The organism is Mesorhizobium sp. M0077 (assembly GCF_040322955.1).
Classification (GTDB): domain Bacteria; phylum Pseudomonadota; class Alphaproteobacteria; order Rhizobiales; family Rhizobiaceae; genus Mesorhizobium.
The window spans coordinates 80,524-97,172 of sequence record NZ_JAMYUL010000007.1; the positions used below are offsets into that span (position 1 = coordinate 80,524).

General features: G+C 62.4%; 20 protein-coding genes. 10 read left to right on the top strand and 10 right to left on the bottom strand.

Annotation, left to right across the window (positions count from 1 at the left end):
- Window positions 1-13 precede the first annotated feature (13 nt).
- Complete coding sequence (locus tag NKJ57_RS15920) at window positions 14-1,249, bottom strand: ROK family protein (RefSeq protein ID WP_023706295.1); 1,236 nt, start codon at window positions 1,247-1,249, stop codon at window positions 14-16.
- 265 nt (window positions 1,250-1,514) lie between these two features.
- Here NKJ57_RS15920 and xylF point away from each other — a divergent pair, with 265 nt between their 5' ends.
- The 4 genes from xylF to NKJ57_RS15940 all read left to right on the top strand — a co-directional run bounded on the left by xylF (window position 1,515) and on the right by NKJ57_RS15940 (window position 6,629).
- A complete protein-coding gene (gene xylF / locus NKJ57_RS15925) occupies window positions 1,515-2,555 on the top strand; it encodes a D-xylose ABC transporter substrate-binding protein (RefSeq protein WP_023683968.1) in 1,041 nt (346 codons plus the stop codon).
- A 144-nt stretch (window positions 2,556-2,699) separates the two neighbouring features.
- Entirely contained in the window at window positions 2,700-4,016 is a 1,317-nt protein-coding gene (locus tag NKJ57_RS15930) for a sugar ABC transporter permease (RefSeq protein ID WP_023683967.1), read from the top strand.
- A 12-nt stretch (window positions 4,017-4,028) separates the two neighbouring features.
- Window positions 4,029-4,826: an ATP-binding cassette domain-containing protein gene (locus tag NKJ57_RS15935; protein ID WP_023683966.1), complete on the top strand. Its 798-nt coding sequence runs from the start codon at window positions 4,029-4,031 to the stop codon at window positions 4,824-4,826.
- Between the two features lie 156 nt (window positions 4,827-4,982).
- Window positions 4,983-6,629: a CHASE domain-containing protein gene (locus NKJ57_RS15940; protein ID WP_352511878.1), complete on the top strand. Its 1,647-nt coding sequence runs from the start codon at window positions 4,983-4,985 to the stop codon at window positions 6,627-6,629.
- Window positions 6,630-6,668: 39 nt separating this feature from the next.
- Here the strand turns inward: NKJ57_RS15940 and NKJ57_RS15945 are convergent, their stop codons facing one another.
- The 6 genes from NKJ57_RS15945 to NKJ57_RS15970 all read right to left on the bottom strand — a co-directional run bounded on the left by NKJ57_RS15945 (window position 6,669) and on the right by NKJ57_RS15970 (window position 10,150).
- Window positions 6,669-6,911 carry a YMGG-like glycine zipper-containing protein gene (locus tag NKJ57_RS15945; RefSeq protein ID WP_023670102.1) on the bottom strand — a complete coding sequence of 81 codons (243 nt, stop codon included), beginning with the start codon at window positions 6,909-6,911 and terminating at the stop codon, window positions 6,669-6,671.
- An 83-nt stretch (window positions 6,912-6,994) separates the two neighbouring features.
- On the bottom strand, window positions 6,995-7,321 hold the full coding sequence (locus NKJ57_RS15950; RefSeq protein WP_352511877.1) for a hypothetical protein: 327 nt from the start codon (window positions 7,319-7,321) through the stop codon (window positions 6,995-6,997).
- A 142-nt stretch (window positions 7,322-7,463) separates the two neighbouring features.
- Entirely contained in the window at window positions 7,464-7,640 is a 177-nt protein-coding gene (locus NKJ57_RS15955) for a hypothetical protein (protein WP_352511876.1), read from the bottom strand.
- 129 nt (window positions 7,641-7,769) lie between these two features.
- Window positions 7,770-8,804, bottom strand: a complete 1,035-nt coding sequence (locus NKJ57_RS15960; protein ID WP_023670099.1) for a sensor histidine kinase — start codon at window positions 8,802-8,804, stop codon at window positions 7,770-7,772.
- Window positions 8,805-8,967: 163 nt separating this feature from the next.
- On the bottom strand, window positions 8,968-9,135 hold the full coding sequence (locus tag NKJ57_RS15965; protein WP_023670098.1) for a DUF1328 domain-containing protein: 168 nt from the start codon (window positions 9,133-9,135) through the stop codon (window positions 8,968-8,970).
- A 220-nt stretch (window positions 9,136-9,355) separates the two neighbouring features.
- Window positions 9,356-10,150: a response regulator gene (locus NKJ57_RS15970; RefSeq protein ID WP_023670097.1), complete on the bottom strand. Its 795-nt coding sequence runs from the start codon at window positions 10,148-10,150 to the stop codon at window positions 9,356-9,358.
- A gap of 212 nt (window positions 10,151-10,362) precedes the next feature.
- Between NKJ57_RS15970 and NKJ57_RS15975 the strand changes: the two genes are divergently transcribed.
- Window positions 10,363-10,566, top strand: coding sequence for a NepR family anti-sigma factor (locus NKJ57_RS15975; protein ID WP_023670096.1), 204 nt, complete (start codon window positions 10,363-10,365; stop codon window positions 10,564-10,566).
- A 3-nt stretch (window positions 10,567-10,569) separates the two neighbouring features.
- Complete coding sequence (locus NKJ57_RS15980; protein WP_023670095.1) at window positions 10,570-11,121, top strand: sigma-70 family RNA polymerase sigma factor; 552 nt, start codon at window positions 10,570-10,572, stop codon at window positions 11,119-11,121.
- A 54-nt stretch (window positions 11,122-11,175) separates the two neighbouring features.
- Here the strand turns inward: NKJ57_RS15980 and NKJ57_RS15985 are convergent, their stop codons facing one another.
- Window positions 11,176-11,493 (bottom strand): response regulator, encoded by a 318-nt coding sequence (locus NKJ57_RS15985; RefSeq protein WP_352573728.1) that lies wholly within the window; start codon window positions 11,491-11,493, stop codon window positions 11,176-11,178.
- 339 nt (window positions 11,494-11,832) lie between these two features.
- Between NKJ57_RS15985 and NKJ57_RS15990 the strand changes: the two genes are divergently transcribed.
- The 3 genes from NKJ57_RS15990 (at window position 11,833) to NKJ57_RS16000 (ending at window position 13,518) form a co-directional block, all read left to right on the top strand.
- Window positions 11,833-12,594, top strand: coding sequence for a Crp/Fnr family transcriptional regulator (locus tag NKJ57_RS15990; protein ID WP_352511873.1), 762 nt, complete (start codon window positions 11,833-11,835; stop codon window positions 12,592-12,594).
- A 124-nt stretch (window positions 12,595-12,718) separates the two neighbouring features.
- A complete protein-coding gene (locus NKJ57_RS15995) occupies window positions 12,719-13,045 on the top strand; it encodes an ElaB/YgaM/YqjD family protein (protein ID WP_352511872.1) in 327 nt (108 codons plus the stop codon).
- 11 nt (window positions 13,046-13,056) lie between these two features.
- On the top strand, window positions 13,057-13,518 hold the full coding sequence (locus tag NKJ57_RS16000; protein WP_023683962.1) for a hypothetical protein: 462 nt from the start codon (window positions 13,057-13,059) through the stop codon (window positions 13,516-13,518).
- 58 nt (window positions 13,519-13,576) lie between these two features.
- Here NKJ57_RS16000 and NKJ57_RS16005 read toward each other — a convergent pair whose 3' ends face one another.
- The gene (locus NKJ57_RS16005; protein ID WP_502902044.1) at window positions 13,577-15,097 is read right to left on the bottom strand and encodes a sensor histidine kinase; all 1,521 of its coding nucleotides are present in this window, start codon (window positions 15,095-15,097) and stop codon (window positions 13,577-13,579) included.
- Between the two features lie 166 nt (window positions 15,098-15,263).
- Here NKJ57_RS16005 and NKJ57_RS16010 point away from each other — a divergent pair, with 166 nt between their 5' ends.
- Window positions 15,264-15,491 (top strand): hypothetical protein, encoded by a 228-nt coding sequence (locus NKJ57_RS16010; protein ID WP_023693688.1) that lies wholly within the window; start codon window positions 15,264-15,266, stop codon window positions 15,489-15,491.
- Between the two features lie 26 nt (window positions 15,492-15,517).
- Here NKJ57_RS16010 and NKJ57_RS16015 read toward each other — a convergent pair whose 3' ends face one another.
- A complete protein-coding gene (locus tag NKJ57_RS16015) occupies window positions 15,518-16,438 on the bottom strand; it encodes a diacylglycerol/lipid kinase family protein (protein WP_352511869.1) in 921 nt (306 codons plus the stop codon).
- Window positions 16,439-16,649 lie beyond the last annotated feature (211 nt).

Here is a 16,649-nt window from a genome sequence, read left to right on the forward strand (position 1 = left end):
CGTTGCCGGCCATTCAGGCGACATGCTTGCCGGATTTCGCCTGAATGCCCGGCGCGAAAATCTCCTGGTCGACGAAGCCGAGCGCGCGCATGGCGCAGCCTTCGCGGATCAGCGGCAGCTCGTTGGGCTCGGTGTCGAAGGAGATCGATTTCGAGTGCTGGCCGCCGGCGGTCTGGGCGATCGCTTCGCGCAATGCCGGTTCGATCAGGTCGAAGGCGGCGGCGCTGACGCCGACCATGGCGACGGGTGCCGGATCGATCAGAGCAAACAGGCTGCCGAGGCCGAAGCCGAGCGCCTCACCGGCCCTGCGATAGGCTTCGCGCTCCGGGCCATCGGTTTCGCGGGCGCGCGCGGCGAGTGCGCGCATATCAGCGTCGCCGATATCGACCGGCTCGGCATCCTCGCCCATCATTTTGGCGCTGCGCCAGATGGCGTAGTTTCCGGCATAGGCCTCGACGCAGCCGCGCCGCCCGCAGCGGCAGAGCGCGCCGCCCGGACGGTGGATCATGTGGCCGAACTCGCCGCCCGAGGAATGGGTGCCGGTGAACAGTTCGCCTTTCAGCACCAGTCCCATGCCGATGCCGTGCGACAAGAGGATGGCGATAAAGTTGTCGCGGTAGCGCTCGGGCTGGCGCCATTGCAGCGCCACCGCCATCATATTGCAGTCGTTCTCCATGGTGGCCGGAATGCCGAATTCCACTTCCAACATGTCGGCGAAGGCAATGTCGGTCAGTGGCGTGATTGGCGACCACAGCATGGCGCGCGCCTGCGAATCGGTGATGCCCTGGATGCCCATGGCAATGCGGGCGATGCTCTGGACATCGAGGTCGGGATCCTCAAGCCGCCGCCGGACGATTGCTACGCATTCGCCAATCAGCTCGTCGCGCGGCTTGGTCAGCGTGTCCAGCCGGCGCTGTTCCTCGGCGACGACGTGGCCGGCATAGTCGATGACGGTGACGGACAGGAAATTGAGCGACAGCACGACGGTCATCACCGCCGCCGCTTCCGGGTTGAGGCCAAGGCCGACCTGCGGCCGGCCGCGTTTCAGTGCGCCTGTCTCGCCAGGTTTGCCTTCAATCAGGACGCCTTCTTGAATCAGATCAGACGAGATTGCCGATATGGTCGAGTGGCTGAGGCCGGTGGTCGCCGCAATCTCGGTCCGCGACGGCTGGCCGGCCCGGCGCACGGCCGAAATCACCATGGCACGGTTGCGACGGCGCAGATCGTCGTGGCGGATTCCAACCGACATTTGTTTCCTCCCGGCCTCCTCGCGCCTCATGATAGTGAAGGCGTTCGACGGCACCAGCCAAATATTGGCAGACGCCGGCAGCCCTGTCATTGTTTATTGCGGACCTCGAAAAAATTCGGCAAGGCCATCAGAATCCATCAGAATCGATGTTGACAGCGCCTTATCATTGAACCAGTATTTTTTCGAGGCTCGAAAAAATAGGGCCTCTGTGTGCCGGCCCTCGGGCCAGTTTTGTCGCGCCGCACGCGGCGCAGGGAGGATTATGATGAACAGATTTGCAGCCGCCATGCTGGCGGGTGTCGCCATGTCGCTGGCGCTGATGTCGGTCGCGCAGGCGAAGGACAAGGTCATCGGCGTGTCGTGGTCGAACTTCCAGGAAGAGCGCTGGAAGACCGACGAGGCGGCGATGAAAACGGCGATCGAGGCTGCCGGCGACAAGTACATTTCGGCCGACGCGCAGTCCAATCCCGGCAAGCAGCTGACCGACGTCGAAAGCCTGATCTCGCAGGGCGCCAACTCGCTGATCATCTTGGCGCAGGACGCCTCGGCCATCGGCCCGGCGGTGCAGAAGGCGCTGGACGAAGGCATTCCGGTCGTCGGCTATGATCGCCTGATCGAGAACAAGGACGTCTTCTACCTGACCTTCGACAACAAGGAAGTCGGCCGCATGCAGGCCCGCGAAGTGTTCAAGGCGAAGCCCGAAGGCAACTATGTCTTCATCAAGGGCTCGGGCTCGGATCCGAATGCCGATTTCCTGTTCTCGGGCTCGATGGAAGTGCTCAAGGAAGCCATCGACTCGGGCAAGATCAAGAATGTCGGCGAGGCCTATACCGATGGCTGGCTGCCGGCCAACGCCCAGAAGAACATGGAACAGTTCCTGACCGCCAATGACAACAAGGTCGATGCCGTGGTTGCGGCCAATGACGGCACCGCCGGCGGCGTTGTCGCCGCGCTGACGGCGCAGGGCCTTGCCGGAACGGTTCCGGTCTCGGGCCAGGACGGCGACCATGCCGCCCTGAACCGCATCGCGCTCGGCACGCAGACGGTGTCGGTGTGGAAAGACGCGCGCGAACTCGGCAAGAACGCCGCCGAGATCGCCTCGCAGCTTGCCGATGGCAAGAAGACGGGCGACATTGCCGGCGCCAAGGACTTCACCACGCCTGGCGGCAACACCGTCAAGTCGCTGTTCCTGACCCCCGTCGCGATCACCAAGGACAACCTCAACGTCGTCATCGACGCCGGCTGGATCAAGAAGGACGAAGTCTGCACAGGCGTCGCCGCCGGCAGCGTCGCGGCTTGCAACTGATCTCGACGACTTGAATAAATGAGGCGCCGCGGCTGTCAAGCCGCGGCGTTTTCTCTACGAGAATTGTGTGTTTCCGCCATCGGCGGCAAACTTCTAGGCTGTGGTCCGGCATCCGCGCCAGACGGCAAGCCGCTGGAGGACATCATGACCGACACGACCTCAAATCCGCAGGCCGATACGGCACGAGCGTCTGAACTCGGCGCGGTCGCCCGGTTCCTGAAAGCGACCGAGCTCGACACGCGCATGCTCGGCATGGTCGGCGCGCTGCTGGTCATCTGGGTCGGCATACATATCCTGTCGGGTGGGCTTTTCCTGACGCCGCGCAATCTTTGGAACCTGTCGGTGCAGACGTCCTCGGTCGCGATCATGGCGACCGGCATGGTACTGGTCATCGTCATGCGCAACATCGACCTTTCGGTGGGCTCCGTCGAAGGCGTGATCGGCATGATCATGGGCGTGGCACAGGCCGAATTCCTGATTCGCGTCATCGGCTTCCAGCTTGGAAACCCCTGGCTCTGGGTCGTCGCGCTTGCCGCCGGCGTGGTGCTTGGTCTGCTGATCGGCGCGTTCCAGGGCTTCATCATCGCCTATATGCAGGTTCCGGCCTTCATCGTGACGCTTGGTGGCCTGCTGGTCTGGCGTGGCATGGCATGGCTCATCACCAGCGGGCGCACGGTCGCGCCACTCGACGCCACCTTCCAGCTGATGGGCGGCGGACCACGCGGCTCGATTGGCGCCGCTGCCAGCTGGATCGTCGGCATCGTCGCCTGCGCGGCGGTCGCCTTCGCGCTGCTCAACGGTCGCTCACAGCGCAAGCGCTTCAGCTTTCCACTGCGCCCCGTCTGGGCCGAGACCTTGCTTGGCGTGGTCACTTGCGCGGCCATCCTCGGCGCCGTGTGGATCGCCAATTCCTATCCATGGCCGATCGGCATCGTGCGCCAGTACGCACAGCAGAACGGCATCACCGTTCCCGAAGGCGGGCTGTTCATCGCGCATGGCATCGCCATACCGGTGCTAATGGCGGTGATTGTCGGCATCATCATGACGTTCATCACCAAGCGCACGCGTTTCGGCCGCTATGTCTTCGCCATCGGGGGCAATCCGGAGGCAGCGGAACTCGCCGGCATCAACACGCGCTGGGTGACCATGAAGGTGTTCATGATCATGGGTGTGCTGGCTGCAATCAGCGCGGCGATCTCGTCGGCCCGTCTCAATGCGTCAACCAATGCGCTGGGCACACTGGACGAGCTTTTGGTGATCGCGGCCGCTGTCATCGGCGGCACGTCGCTCGCGGGCGGCGCCGGAACGGTGATGGGCGCCATGCTCGGCGCGCTACTGATGCAGTCGCTGCAATCCGGCATGGTGCTGCTCGGCATCGACTCGCCGCTGCAGAGCATTGTCGTTGGCGCTGTCCTGGTCATCGCCGTCTGGCTCGACACCGTCTACCGCAAGCGCGTCTAGGGAGGAACGATTATGGAAAAAACTGCTCCCACCGGTACGCCACTGATCGACATGCGCAACATCTCGATCGCGTTCGGTGGCATTCGCGCCGTCGACGATGCGTCCATCGATCTTTTCCCGGGCGAAGTGGTGGCGCTGCTTGGCCACAACGGCGCCGGTAAGTCGACGCTGATCAAGATCCTGTCGGGCGCCTACAAGCGCGATGCCGGCCAGATCTTGGTCAACGGCCAGGAGGCCTCGATCTCCAATCCGCGCGACGCCAAGAAATACGGCATCGAAACGATCTACCAGACGCTTGCGCTGGCCGACAATGTCGACGCTGCCGCCAACCTCTTCCTCGGCCGCGAACTGATGACCGCGTGGGGGACACTCGACGATGTCGCCATGGAGGCCGAGGCGCGCAAGGTGATGGGCCGGCTCAATCCGCGCTTCCAGCGCTTCAAGGAGCCCGTGATCAAGCTATCGGGCGGCCAGCGCCAGTCGGTGGCGATCGCACGCGCCATCCTGTTCAACGCCCGCATCCTGATCATGGACGAACCGACGGCCGCGCTTGGGCCGCAGGAGACGGCGCAGGTCGGCGAACTGGTAAAGCAGCTCAAGGCCGACGGCATCGGCATTTTCCTGATCAGCCACGACATTCACGACGTGTTCGAGCTTGCCGACCGGGTCTGCGTAATGAAGAACGGCCAGGTCGTCGGCACCGCGCTCACCACCGATGTGACGCAGGACGAAGTGCTCGGCATGATCATCCTGGGAAAGTGCCCGCCCGGCGCCATTCCCGGTCCGGGTGCGCTGAAGATCGCGGCCTGAGACCACGCTATCGTCAGCTGTCATGTTCACTGATGCTCGAGATCGATAAGCCGGCTAAATATGCATGATATGCCAGCTGTCATTATGGCTTGGCCGCGCCATTGTCTTGCCGCGGCGACTTGCCCATAAAGGTCCCGAACCGTCCATGGGCCTGCGTTGAAGAAGTTTTTCCCGATCCTTGCCTTCATTGCCGTTGCACTGATCAGCCTGACGATGGCGGGCTTCGCCTATTTCGCGACCCAGGAAGCGGCGCGCATCAAGTTCGAGGCGACGGCCGACGACGCGCTCAACCGCATCGAAAGCCGTATCGATCTGCATCTGTCACTGCTGCGCTCGACGCAGGCGCTGTTCGACGCCCGCAATGGCGAGATTTCAGGTAGCGAATTCAAGGCCTTCTTCAGCGCCCTCGATGTCGATAACAATTTCGCCGGCCTGCGCGGCATCGGCTATCTCAGGCTGGCCAAGACCGGTGACGAAGCGGCGGTCGAGCGCGACATGTTGCGCGACCGCGGCGCCGCCCACACGGTCTATCCGGACACGACACAGCCATGGCGCACGCCCGTCGTGCTGTTCGAGCCGCTCGACCCTGCCAACGAATCCACCATCGGCTACGACATGTTCACCGAGCCGGTGCGGCGCGAGGCGATCGAAAAAGCGATGGCCGATGACGCACAGCACGCAAGCGGTCTGGTCCAGCTCGGCCAGGACACTGGCGCGGCGCAGACCTTTACCGGTTTCCTGGTCTTCGTCAGGCTCAATGTCGAAACCGCGCCGGATGGTATCAATGCGTCCAGATCATCGACATCAGGCCTTCTCTACGCGGCCTTCCGCGCCCGCGACCTGTTCCAGACCGCGCTCAGCCGCACGCCTTTGCTGCCGGTCAACACCGCGGTCTATGACGGCACGGCCGACGCCGACAATCTTCTGTTCCAGTCGGAAACGCCGCCGGTTGCGAGCTTTGGCGACAGGCTGTTGGTGACGCGCAAGATCATCGTCGCCGGTCGGCCGTGGACGGTGCTGTTTCGGCCGACAAGTGCATTTTCGCAACCGTCCTCGCGCGCCATTCCGGTCATGCTCGGGCTGTTCGGCCTGCTTCTGGCCGGCGCCATCGCGTTGGTGGCCCGCTACCAGGAGCGCGCCTACGACGCCAAGTCGCTGCTGCATGAAACGACGGAAAAAAGCCTGCTCGAAAAGGATTTGATGCTGCAGGAGATGAAGCATCGGATCAAGAATTCGATCACGCGGGTGCTGGCGATTGCGCGCCAGACGGCAGCGCAAGCAACCGACGTGAAGGAGTTCTCAACTTCCTTCTCAGCCCGCCTGCAGGCAATGGCGGCTTCCCAGGATATGCTGACGCGTTCGCGCTGGCAGAAGGCCGATCTTGGCGACCTGCTGCGCATCGAGCTCGGCCAGGTGTTCGGCAAGGAGCTTCCGGAAGGGATATTGTCAGGGCCTCAGGTGCTGCTCGACGAGAGGACGACGCAGGCGCTTGGCCTGACCTTTCACGAACTGGCGACGAATGCGCTGAAGTATGGCGAGGCCGGCAATTCCGTGGGTGCGCTGAAGGTCGACTGGTCGTTCGAGGGGCGCGGGTCCGAGCGGATGCTGGTTCTGAACTGGCGCGAGGCCGGGCAGAAGGAACTCGAAGCGCCGGCGAAGACCGGCTTCGGCACCAAGCTGATCGACCTCAATGTCACGCGCGAATTGCGCGGCACGATTGCCCGAGATTTTCGCGCCGATGGGCTTACGGTGGAAATCAGGATCCCGCAGCCTGATGCAGTCAAACAAACGGAGACCGGCTGACCGGTCTCCGTCGCGATTGTCTGACGCTTTTGAAGCGGATCAGCAGCGAGCGGTGTAGAGCCGGCCGCGATTGTCGCGATACTGGCAATAGCCGTTGCGCAGGTTGCGCACCAGCAGGCCGGAACCGGCGCCAACGGCTGCGCCGATCAGCGCACCCTTGCCGCCGCCGATCAGTCCGCCGGCCAAAGCACCGACACCGGCGCCGACACCGACATCCTGCTCGGTCGTGCTGCAGCCGCTGACGGCGACCACCGCAACCATGGCAATAATCAATTTCCGCATAGAATCTCTCCTCACTTTTGTCCTCACTTTAGTAAGCTCCAGCCGCTATTTAGCACGAAACAGCAGCCTTTGCCCGCTCGATCTTATTGTTGGCTAAGAGAGTCTTTTTCGCGGCGCGTGTCGTTCGACGCGACCACGACACTGGAAATCTGCAAAGACGCGTCGAGGGTGCCGTCCGGGCGCACGTTCCAGACGATCTGGTCGTAATCATCTTCCAGCGCGGGGTCGACCGTAAGACATTTGGCAACGACGTGCTCGGCCTGACCCTGCACGTCTCCGGCAGCGAATGGACGTTCTGCCGTGCATGCTTCGGCGGTTTCGAAAACACTGACCGGCACCGGCAGTTCACGGCATTCGGTCATGTTGTTCGAACAGCCAATTACCAAAAGCAAAGCGGCGATGTGTTCCACGGCGACACGTCCTCTCGCCATAAGAACGGTCCACAGCCGTCAAAGTTCCTGTGCCGAAAGGGGCGTTAATAATTGGTCGGCTACGAGCTGGACAGTTTCTGAGCCAGGCTGCTTGGGAGCAGCGTGAACCTGAGCATCTGGCTCAGACCAATTGCGACGCCACGATCAGCACAACAGCGGCGACGAGCGCGACAGCGGCGACGCGAAGCAAGGGACGCCAGGCGTGCTGCAAAGGCGAGGCTGAAGCGTCAGGATCCTGAAAGCCGCTCATCGACACCCGGGCGGCCTGCTCCAGCCTGTTTATATCGGCAACCGTCATGATCATTCCTCCCATACTCGCGTTGCAGGCTGCGGCCGAAACATCGGTTGAATCGGTCAAGATCCAGCAATCTCTGGGAACCACAGCATCGGATTTTATGGTGAACAGCCGGTTAAGGAATCCCGCCGCTCATTCGGTTTCGAAATTGCCGTGCGGAACGACGAGGCGATATTCGAGGCGGTCACTGGTGATCTCCAGCGTCGCCGTGCCGTTCAGCGATGCCGGCACGACACGTTCGAGGGCAACGCTGCCGAAGCGTTTCTCGGTGCGCCTGTTATCATTGGCGACAATGGCCTCGACCCAGGTCAGCGACAAAGCAGGCTTGTCTGCGGCCTCTGCGACGTTCGACAGATCGGCGGTTACCTCGACAAAGCCGTCCGGCCGCGCCAGGGCGCCGTAGCTGAATGAATTGACGGCGAGTTCGTGCATTGCCAGTCCAATATGAATGGCCGCGTTGGGATTGAGGTAGGGGTTGACGCCATTGAAGCGCAGGCTCTGCGCGGGATCGGCGCCGTAGCGAACGACCTGGCCGCGGATAAGCTCGCGAAGTGCTGCACCCCGCCAGTTCGACGACGTTACCAGATCCTGGGAGGAAGCCAGTGACTGCAGGCGGCCGCGAAAGCGCTTCAGGAAATCGTCGGGTGTCTCGGAATAGCGGCCGGTCTGGGTGGCAATACTCTGGATGATGGCCAACAGGTTCTTGGAGCGGTGGCTGACTTCGCGCAACAGCGTCTTCAGCGTCTGTTCGCGGCGTTTCTGCTCGGTGGTTTCCACCATCGTGGTGACGACGCCCTGCACGTCGCCGCGATGGCCCCGATCGGCATCGACCCATACCTGGAACCAGCGCATGCCATCACCGGTGGGAACACTCAGTTCAAGGCGTTCCGGATTGCCGGAAGCGATCACATTGCTTTTGGCGGCGGCGATTTGCTCAGCTTGCGCCGGTGGCAACGCGCCGTTGCTGTCGGCTGTGTCGGAAACCCACGGCGCACGCATGTTGCGGGCCCATACAGTCTTCAATTCACGATCCTGATAGAGGACGGAAATGCCGGCATTGTGCAGAGCGTGAAGCAAGGCCCGGCCAAGCTGCATTCCGCTTTCAGCCGGGTGCAGTGCGATCACCTCGTCGCCCTGTCCGCTCTCGCCTCCGCCAATGGAACGCATCAATCACCTGTCCACCTGATCAGGACCGAACGATTCACTTGGACTCAGTTCCTGAGTAGGTCCCCAGAAAAGGTCCGCCGGACGATGTCCCGTTGGAGGACATTGCCCGGCGGTGGCTGGAAACCGTTTGAGGGGTGCGGCTTCCAGTGTTCTTCGCCCGCTCCTACGATGCCCGTCTGAACAGGCCGGCCAGAAGCGAGATGACGAGGAAGGCGAGAAAGATGAAGAACAATATTTGCGCGATACCGGCCGAGGTACCGGCGATGCCGCCGAAACCAAGCGCGCCGGCGATGATCGCCACGACGAGAAATACGAGCGCCCAGTAGAGCATGATCTGTCTCCTTCCAATACTGGATCAAGAACGTGAGTGATTGCTGTTTGTTCCACCATTTGCCGAAAAAGAAGGTCTTTGGAAGAGGCCCGGACGCGAATTGATTCGCGCGCGGGAGCGCCATACGGCGCGACGGGCAGCCGCCGATCGCCGGGTTAGGCGATCGCCAGTGCCGCCAACGCTGCGAGGCGGCGAAAAGTTGGAGATTGAAGGCCCTACTTCACGCGGCGGCCTTGGCCTGCCGGTCGAAGAACAGCGCTTGGCTGATCAGCGCCTTGACCATGTCGGGATTGAACGGCTTGGTGACGAGGAAGGCCGGTTCAGGCCGCTCGCCGGTCAGCAGACGTTCGGGGAAGGCGGTGATGAAGATTACCGGCACCGAAGTCGACGACAGGATTTCGTTGACCGCATCGATACCCGAGCTGCCATCGGCAAGCTGAATGTCGGCCAGCACCATCTTCGGCCTTGTCTTGCCGAACATCGCCACCGCCTCGGTATGGGTGCGCGCGGTTCCGACCACGTGGTGGCCGAGGCTCTCGACCATTTCCTCGATGTCCATGGCGATCAGCGGCTCGTCCTCGATGATCAGCACATCGGTCGCCACCTGGCGAGAGATCTCGTTGCTCGCCTGGGCAAGCAGTTCGGAGAATTCCTTGGCGTCGACATCGAGAATTTCAGCTGCCTCGTCTTCACCGAAGCCTTCGACCGCGACCAGCAGGAAAGCCTGGCGTGGCCGTGGCGCAATGGCGTTCAGATTGGCGGCGGCGCGCTGCTCCCATGCCGATTGCGCCTGCTCCTGCGGAACGCGGATGGCAATGGAGGTGAACAGTTTGGCGAATACCTTGTAGAGCGCGATGCGGTCGCTTGACGCTTGGGGGAAGATGTCGACGTCGGCGATGATGGCTTCGAGCATCGCGGCGACCAGCGCATCGCCACTCTCCTGCGATCCGGATACGGCGCGTGAAAAGCGGCGCAGGAACGGCAGGTGCGGAGCGATGGTTGCGGAAAGGCTCATGGTAGACGTCTCCCTCAGATGACGTGATTGCATAGATTGCAGGTCAAGCTGATTGCAAGCCCCAACACCCAAACGCGGGTTTTGCGAAAAAGTTCCGAGACTTGTGGAACGAAACTGCACGGGCGACGTTTGTGGTGCGATGGGCAACCAGACGAGGGGGCCGCTTCGCGTTGTGTAATGGGGCGGCTCGGGGCGCTGGATTTAAGGGCGAAATGAAGGACATGAATAAAGAAACGCTGGCTGGCGCCGCTGACAGGCGCCGGGCCAATTCCGGCGACCCGCTCGGGGCGAATTCGGAAATCGGCCGCAAACTCAAACAATATTATGACGAGCTGGTCTCGGACAATGTGCCGGATCGCTTTGCCCAGTTGCTCAGCCAACTGGAAAAGGCCGAACCTGCACAGAAGAAGGACTGAGGCATGGCAGCTGTCTCACAAGGGTTCAAGACCGACCTGCTCGGCTCGATCCCGAGCCTGCGGGCCTTTGCCGTGTCGCTGACGCAGAATGCCGACAAGGCCGACGATCTGGTGCAGGAGACGCTGGTCAAGGCTTGGGACAAGCATGAGAGCTTTCAGCCCGGCACCAATCTCAAGGCATGGCTGTTCACCATCCTGCGCAACGAGTTCTATTCCCAGATGCGCAAGCGCGGCCGCGAGGTGCAGGACAGCGACGGCATCATGACGGCCAGGCTTGCCGTTCATCCGGCTCAGCACGGCCAGCTTGACCTCAAGGATTTCCGCGGCGCGCTCGAGCAACTCCCCGAGGACCAGCGCGAAGCCATCATCCTCATCGGCGCTTCAGGCTTTTCCTATGAAGAGGCCGCCGAAATCTGCGGCTGTGCGGTCGGAACGATCAAAAGCCGGGTCAGCCGGGCCCGCACGCGGTTGCAGGAGATCCTGAAAATCTCCGGTGAAGACGAATACGGGCCGGACGCAATCTCGTCCCAGGTGACGGGTTCAAACGCTGCCTGACAGCGGAGGCCCGTCTCGGGCCCGGGCTCTCTACACATACGCATCGAAGATATCTCAGACTGGCGCGCGTCCGCAGGCCGCCGCCAGAGCCTCGACGAGATCGGTCCCCGAATAAGGCTTGGTGACCAGGCGGATGCCGGGAAAAGACACTTTGATCTCATCCGGGTCCGAATAGCCGGAGGCAAAGACAAACGGCAGGCCCAATTGGCGCAGCCGCGCGGCGAAATCGAGTGTGGACGTTCCGCCCAGCATGAGGTCCACGATAGCGGCGTCGAACTCGCCAACGACCTTCTGCTCATCGATCTCGGCCAGAGCGCGGGCAATCACTACGTCGTTCGCGCCATGGTCGCGGCAAAGCTGCTCGACATCCATGGCGATCAGGAATTCATCCTCCAAGACAAGAATTCGCAATCCCTCAAGCAATGGCGGCACTTGGCAATCTCTCCTCAATTCTTGCAGCATCGGGTACAGTGACTCCAGTCAACCGCATCGCGGACCTTGGGGGATCGGTCAGGCCTTAATCCGAAAAGTTCGCCCACCGGCTCTACTCCACAAGCGAGCTTCGAATTCGCCTCAGTGGAGTGTAGCGAGTCATGATCGCTATTTGCCATCCTGTCATTTAAAAAAGACATGCCATCGGCAGCGGAACCGCGGCCTTGCAAAGGCGTAGCACTCAGTCTCTGGCAAGAGACTTTCGAAAGAGGGATCGAAATGTCTGGCCAGAATGGTCGTTCGTTTTCCAGCCGTCAGTACCCATGCGAGATCTGCCCGCTTCGGCCATTGCCGGTGTTCCGGGAATTCGAGAAGCAGGAGCTTGCCTATGTCAGCATGTTCAAGAAGGGCGAACTGGCCGTCGACAAGGGCGCCACAGTGCTGGTCGAAGGCAGCCAAAGTGCTCATCTCTACACCGTGCTTTCGGGCTGGGCCTTCCGCTACAAACTATTGTCGGACGGCAGGCGCCAGATCCTGAACTACTCCATGCCCGGCGATCTTATCGGGCTGCAGGGCAGCCTGATGGGCGAAATGCAGCACTCGGTCGAGGCGCTGTCGCCCATGCTGTTGTGCGTCTTCGAGCGTGAAAACCTGCACGAGCTCTACCGCAACCATCCGGGCCTTGCTTACGACATTACCTGGCTGGCGTCGCGCGAGGAGCGCATGCTGGACGAGAACCTGCTCAGCGTCGGTCGGCGCACGGCGGTCGAGCGCACCGCCTATCTCATTGCCTTCATCGCCAGCCGCGCGGCGATAGTCGGGCTCAACGGCAAAGCGCCGGTGCAAATCCCGATTACCCAGCAGCATGTCGCCGATACGCTCGGCCTGTCGCTGGTCCACACCAACAAGACGATCCGCAAGCTCATCGATCGCAAGCTGATCGCCTGGCGCGACGGCGGTTGCGAAGTGATAGACAGGGAGGGGCTGAAGGATCTCGCGCGTTGGGAGGGCCTAAGTGAAGGCCGTCGGCCGCTGATCTGACAGGCAGGCCTCCAACTGGGGCTGGACTCGCACTTGCAAACACCCTTTCATGGATACGGTCTCCGATTTCGGAACCATGACGTGTGTCGGGCGTTTGAAGCCAAGCAAACGCAAGGAGTTTAGAATGGCAACTGCCGCAGGAAAAACCGCCAACGAAAGTCAGACGAACGCCGACCTCGAAGCCGACATTCGGCAGTTGAAGGCGGATATCGAAAAGTTGACCAAGCAATTGGCCAAGACCGGCGAACATGGTTACGGCACGGCGCGGCGCGCTGCTGCCGAAGGCGTCGACCAGTTGCGCGCGCAGGGTGAAGCCGTCTTCGACACCCTGCGTGGCAACGCCAAGGATCTTGAGGCCCAGATCACGGCCAATGTGCGCGAGAAGCCGGTCACTTCACTGGCGATCGCGGCCGGCGTCGGCTTCCTGTTTGCGCTTCTTGCCCGGCGCTAGTTTCGACAGAGATGGGCATGCTGGCACCGCTTATCTCGGCGTTGGCCTCGGGTGAAGCCATTGCCGCCATGCGCCGCGCGCGCACGGCGGCAATCGTCTACGGGCTCGCCGCCGTGGCTGCCCTGTGCGGCCTCGGGTTTCTCCTGGGGGCGGCCTACATCTGGGCGGCTGACCGTTATGGCTCGATGGCCGCCTGTCTTGGCTTCGCCGCTGGTTTCCTGGTACTGGCCGGGCTTATCGTGCTCATTCATCAACTTGCGGCTGGAACGCGTGCACGCCGACGTGCGCGAAGGCGCAATGCCGACCTGAAGGCGCTCGGTATCACCGCGGCGCTTGCCGTGCTGCCGGCCTTGCTCAAGGGGAAAGGCGGGAAGGGCGTCATTCTCGGCCCGATGATCGCGCTCGCGGCCTATGCCATCTACCGCGAGAACGTCAAACCGGATCCGGGCGATCCAGACAGCGAAGCCGACTAAAGCGCGTCGCGCTGATACGCTGTTCCCGGGAAAACCGCTTCGCACTTCTGAAATTGCTTTAAGCCGACAGATCTTCAAGCGGCATCGATATTTCGGCGAACACGCCTTCGCTGCGGAATTCGTGGGTCACTTCGCTCGACAAAACCTTGGCGAGGCTGCGGCGGATCAGGATAGAGCCGAAGCCCTGGCGTTCCGGCGGGTCGACTTTCGGCCCACCGCTTTCGCTCCAGGTCAGCACAAGGCGGCGCGCGCCTTTCTTGCCCGCCGCCTTCCAGTCGACATCGACCTTCCCCGAGCCAACCGACAGCGATCCGTATTGCAGCGCGTTGCTGGCCAGTTCGTGCATGATCAAACCGAGCCCCACCGCCTGGTCGGGCGAAAGCAGCAGATCCGGACCGGAGATCACGATGCGCGGCCGTTCTGCCGAATCGAACGGCTTGACCTCGATCTGCATCAGTTCGCGAATACCGATGCCGCGCCATTCGCGATCCGACAGCAGGTTATGAGCAGCGCCCAGCGCCTGCAGCCTGGCGCCGAAGGCTTCCAGGAATTCGCTTGGGCGGCGAGCGTGGCGAACGGTCTGCGTCGCCAGCGCCTGCACCGTCGCCAGCGTGTTCTTGACCCGATGGTTGAGCTCGCGCAGCAGCAGCCTTTGCCGGTCCTCGCCGAGCTTGCGTTCCGAGATGTCGTAGTTGACGCCAAAGATCAGCGTCGGCTTGCCTTCGCCGTCGCGCTCGATGACGCGGCCGCGGGTGACTATCCAGCGCGGCGGATCGAAGCCTTTGACCCGGTATTCGCCGAAATAGTCGTCGCTGCCGGTCAGGGCATCGCGAAAGCGCGTCTCGGTCTGGTAGACGTCGCGCGGGTCGATGGCGGCCAGAATGTCGCGCGCCCGCAGCCGGTTCGAACGCGGCAGGTTGAACAGCTCCGACAAACGCACGTCGCATTCGATCATGTCGGTGCGGATATCCCAGGCCCAACTGGCGAGCGAGGCGGCATCGAGCGCTATGGCTCGGCGCTTTTCCTCCTGCGCCAAAGCAGCCGTGGCAATGGCGCCGCTGCGGGTGGCGTCCTTGAGGGTAAACAGGCTGGCGGCGAGGCTGGCCAGCGATTTCAAATGATCGAGCGCGGCAGCGGACGGAAATTCATGCGGCTCCCGGTCGAGTACGCACAGCGTGCCGACGCGCGCGCCGGCGACCACCATCGGCGCGCCGACATAAAAGCGGACATGGTGTTCGCCGGTGACCAGCGGGTTGCGGGAGAAGCGAGGGTCGATGCTGGCATCCGGCACCACCATCGGCTCGTCGCCGGCGGCAATGGTATGGGCGCAGAACGATATGTCGGTCGCGGTTTCGGTCTCGTTGAAGCCGACACAGGATTTGAACCACTGTCGTTCGGTGTCGAGCAGCGTGACGAGCGCGATCGGCGCCCGCATCACGGCGGCGGCAAGGCCGGTGATGCGATCGAAGTCGGCATCGGAGTCGGTGTCGATCGCGTCAAGCCCGTGCAGTACGGCAAGCCGCTCCGGCGCCGCCACGGCGCGGCGGACCTCAACCGGCAAACCAGCCTGCTTCGTCACCTTGCTATCCACCAAGCCCCCTCGCTTGCAGGCCCCACCCTCGGTGGCGCGCACCTTGCGCGGCCGTCGCGCGCCGGAACTTTTGTAGCAAGCAATCGTTACCCCACCATGTTTCGCCAGCGATGGTTTTATCCACCATGCCGGTTGCACGATAGGAACGCCGCCGATGACCAAGATCGCCCCTGAAAACAAAGCCCGTCAGGGGCGCTGGGGTTGGCACGGCTTGCGCATACTGGTCGCCGCGTTGCTCCTGGCTTTCATTGCTTGGGGAGCGGCCGAGATTTATGGCCAAAAGATCGATCCAGATACCCCTGAAAGCCAGGGGCAGCCCACCGGCCAGACCGCGCCGGCCGACCAGAGTGCGCCAGCCGGCGAGGGGCAGTCGGGCGGCTAGGGTTTTCCTCGTCATTCGTAATCGCATCAGGCGGCCTTTGCCTGGGCGGCTTGCGCCGGAACCAGGACGTTCAGCGCGCCAGGGTGGGTCTGGATTGTCGTTTCACGCTCCAGCTTGACCAGTTCGCCGTCGATGACGGCGCCGAATTTCTTGCTCCCTGTATGGATTTTCACGATTGCCTTGTCGGCCTGATGAGTTTCGACATGGTCGCTGTCGCGCCACCTGCCTCGAGCCATGTCGAAGAGCGCCCTGACCAGCTCGCCACGCTGCCGCGCCACGGTTACATAGATGCCGAGCACGCCGCCGGCAGGATTGTCGGCATAAGGCAGATGGCCTTCGCCAAACAGATTGTTGGAAATGCCGATGCCGCTGATGCGGGTCACGATTTCGGCTTCGCCGACCGTCAATGTCACCTTCATGGCTGGAGGATTGTTGATCGTCGTCCAAGCGGCCTTGGCCGAGGCGCGAATCTTTCCCAGGCGCGAGGCGAATTCCATATTGTCGCGCAGCTTCACCATCCTGGCGTGCAGGCCGATCGAGAACTGATGCACGAACGGCCGGCCATTCGCGCTCGCGATATCGACCGCCATGATCTCGCCGTCGGCAAAGGACTTCAGCGCGCCATCGATGGTCTGCGGAATTCCAAGGCCGCGGGCGAACAGGTTCATGGTTCCTGCAGGCAGGACGGCCAGCGCCTTCTTGCCATTCATCAGCCGCCCCGCGGCGGCCGAAATGGTGCCGTCGCCGCCACCGGCCAGCACGACGTCGATGTCGCGTCGCGCGGCGACCTTGTCGAGCGCCGCGACAATCTCCTTGCCGGCGACGATGTCGATATCGATGGAGTGACCAGCCGTCTCAAGCGTCTGGCGCATGCGGTCGGTTAGCGCGGAAAGATCGGTGGTCCGCAAGGTGCCGCCGTCCCGGTTCAGCACCGCTGCAAATCGCATGCCCCGCTCCGTGTTCTTTTTTAGTGGCCGGAATGCCAGCCGCAGGCTGAAACGGGCAAGCTTGGGAAAGGTTCCATCGGCCGGGTGGAAAGTCCGGCGATTCCACGGACTTGCCCGGGGTGTTTCGATGCTCCCGTTTTTTCGGAACAAGCGCCTTGTCACAACGTTGTGATGCCATTGGAGGCGCCGCCTTCGGTCTCCCGGCAAGTGG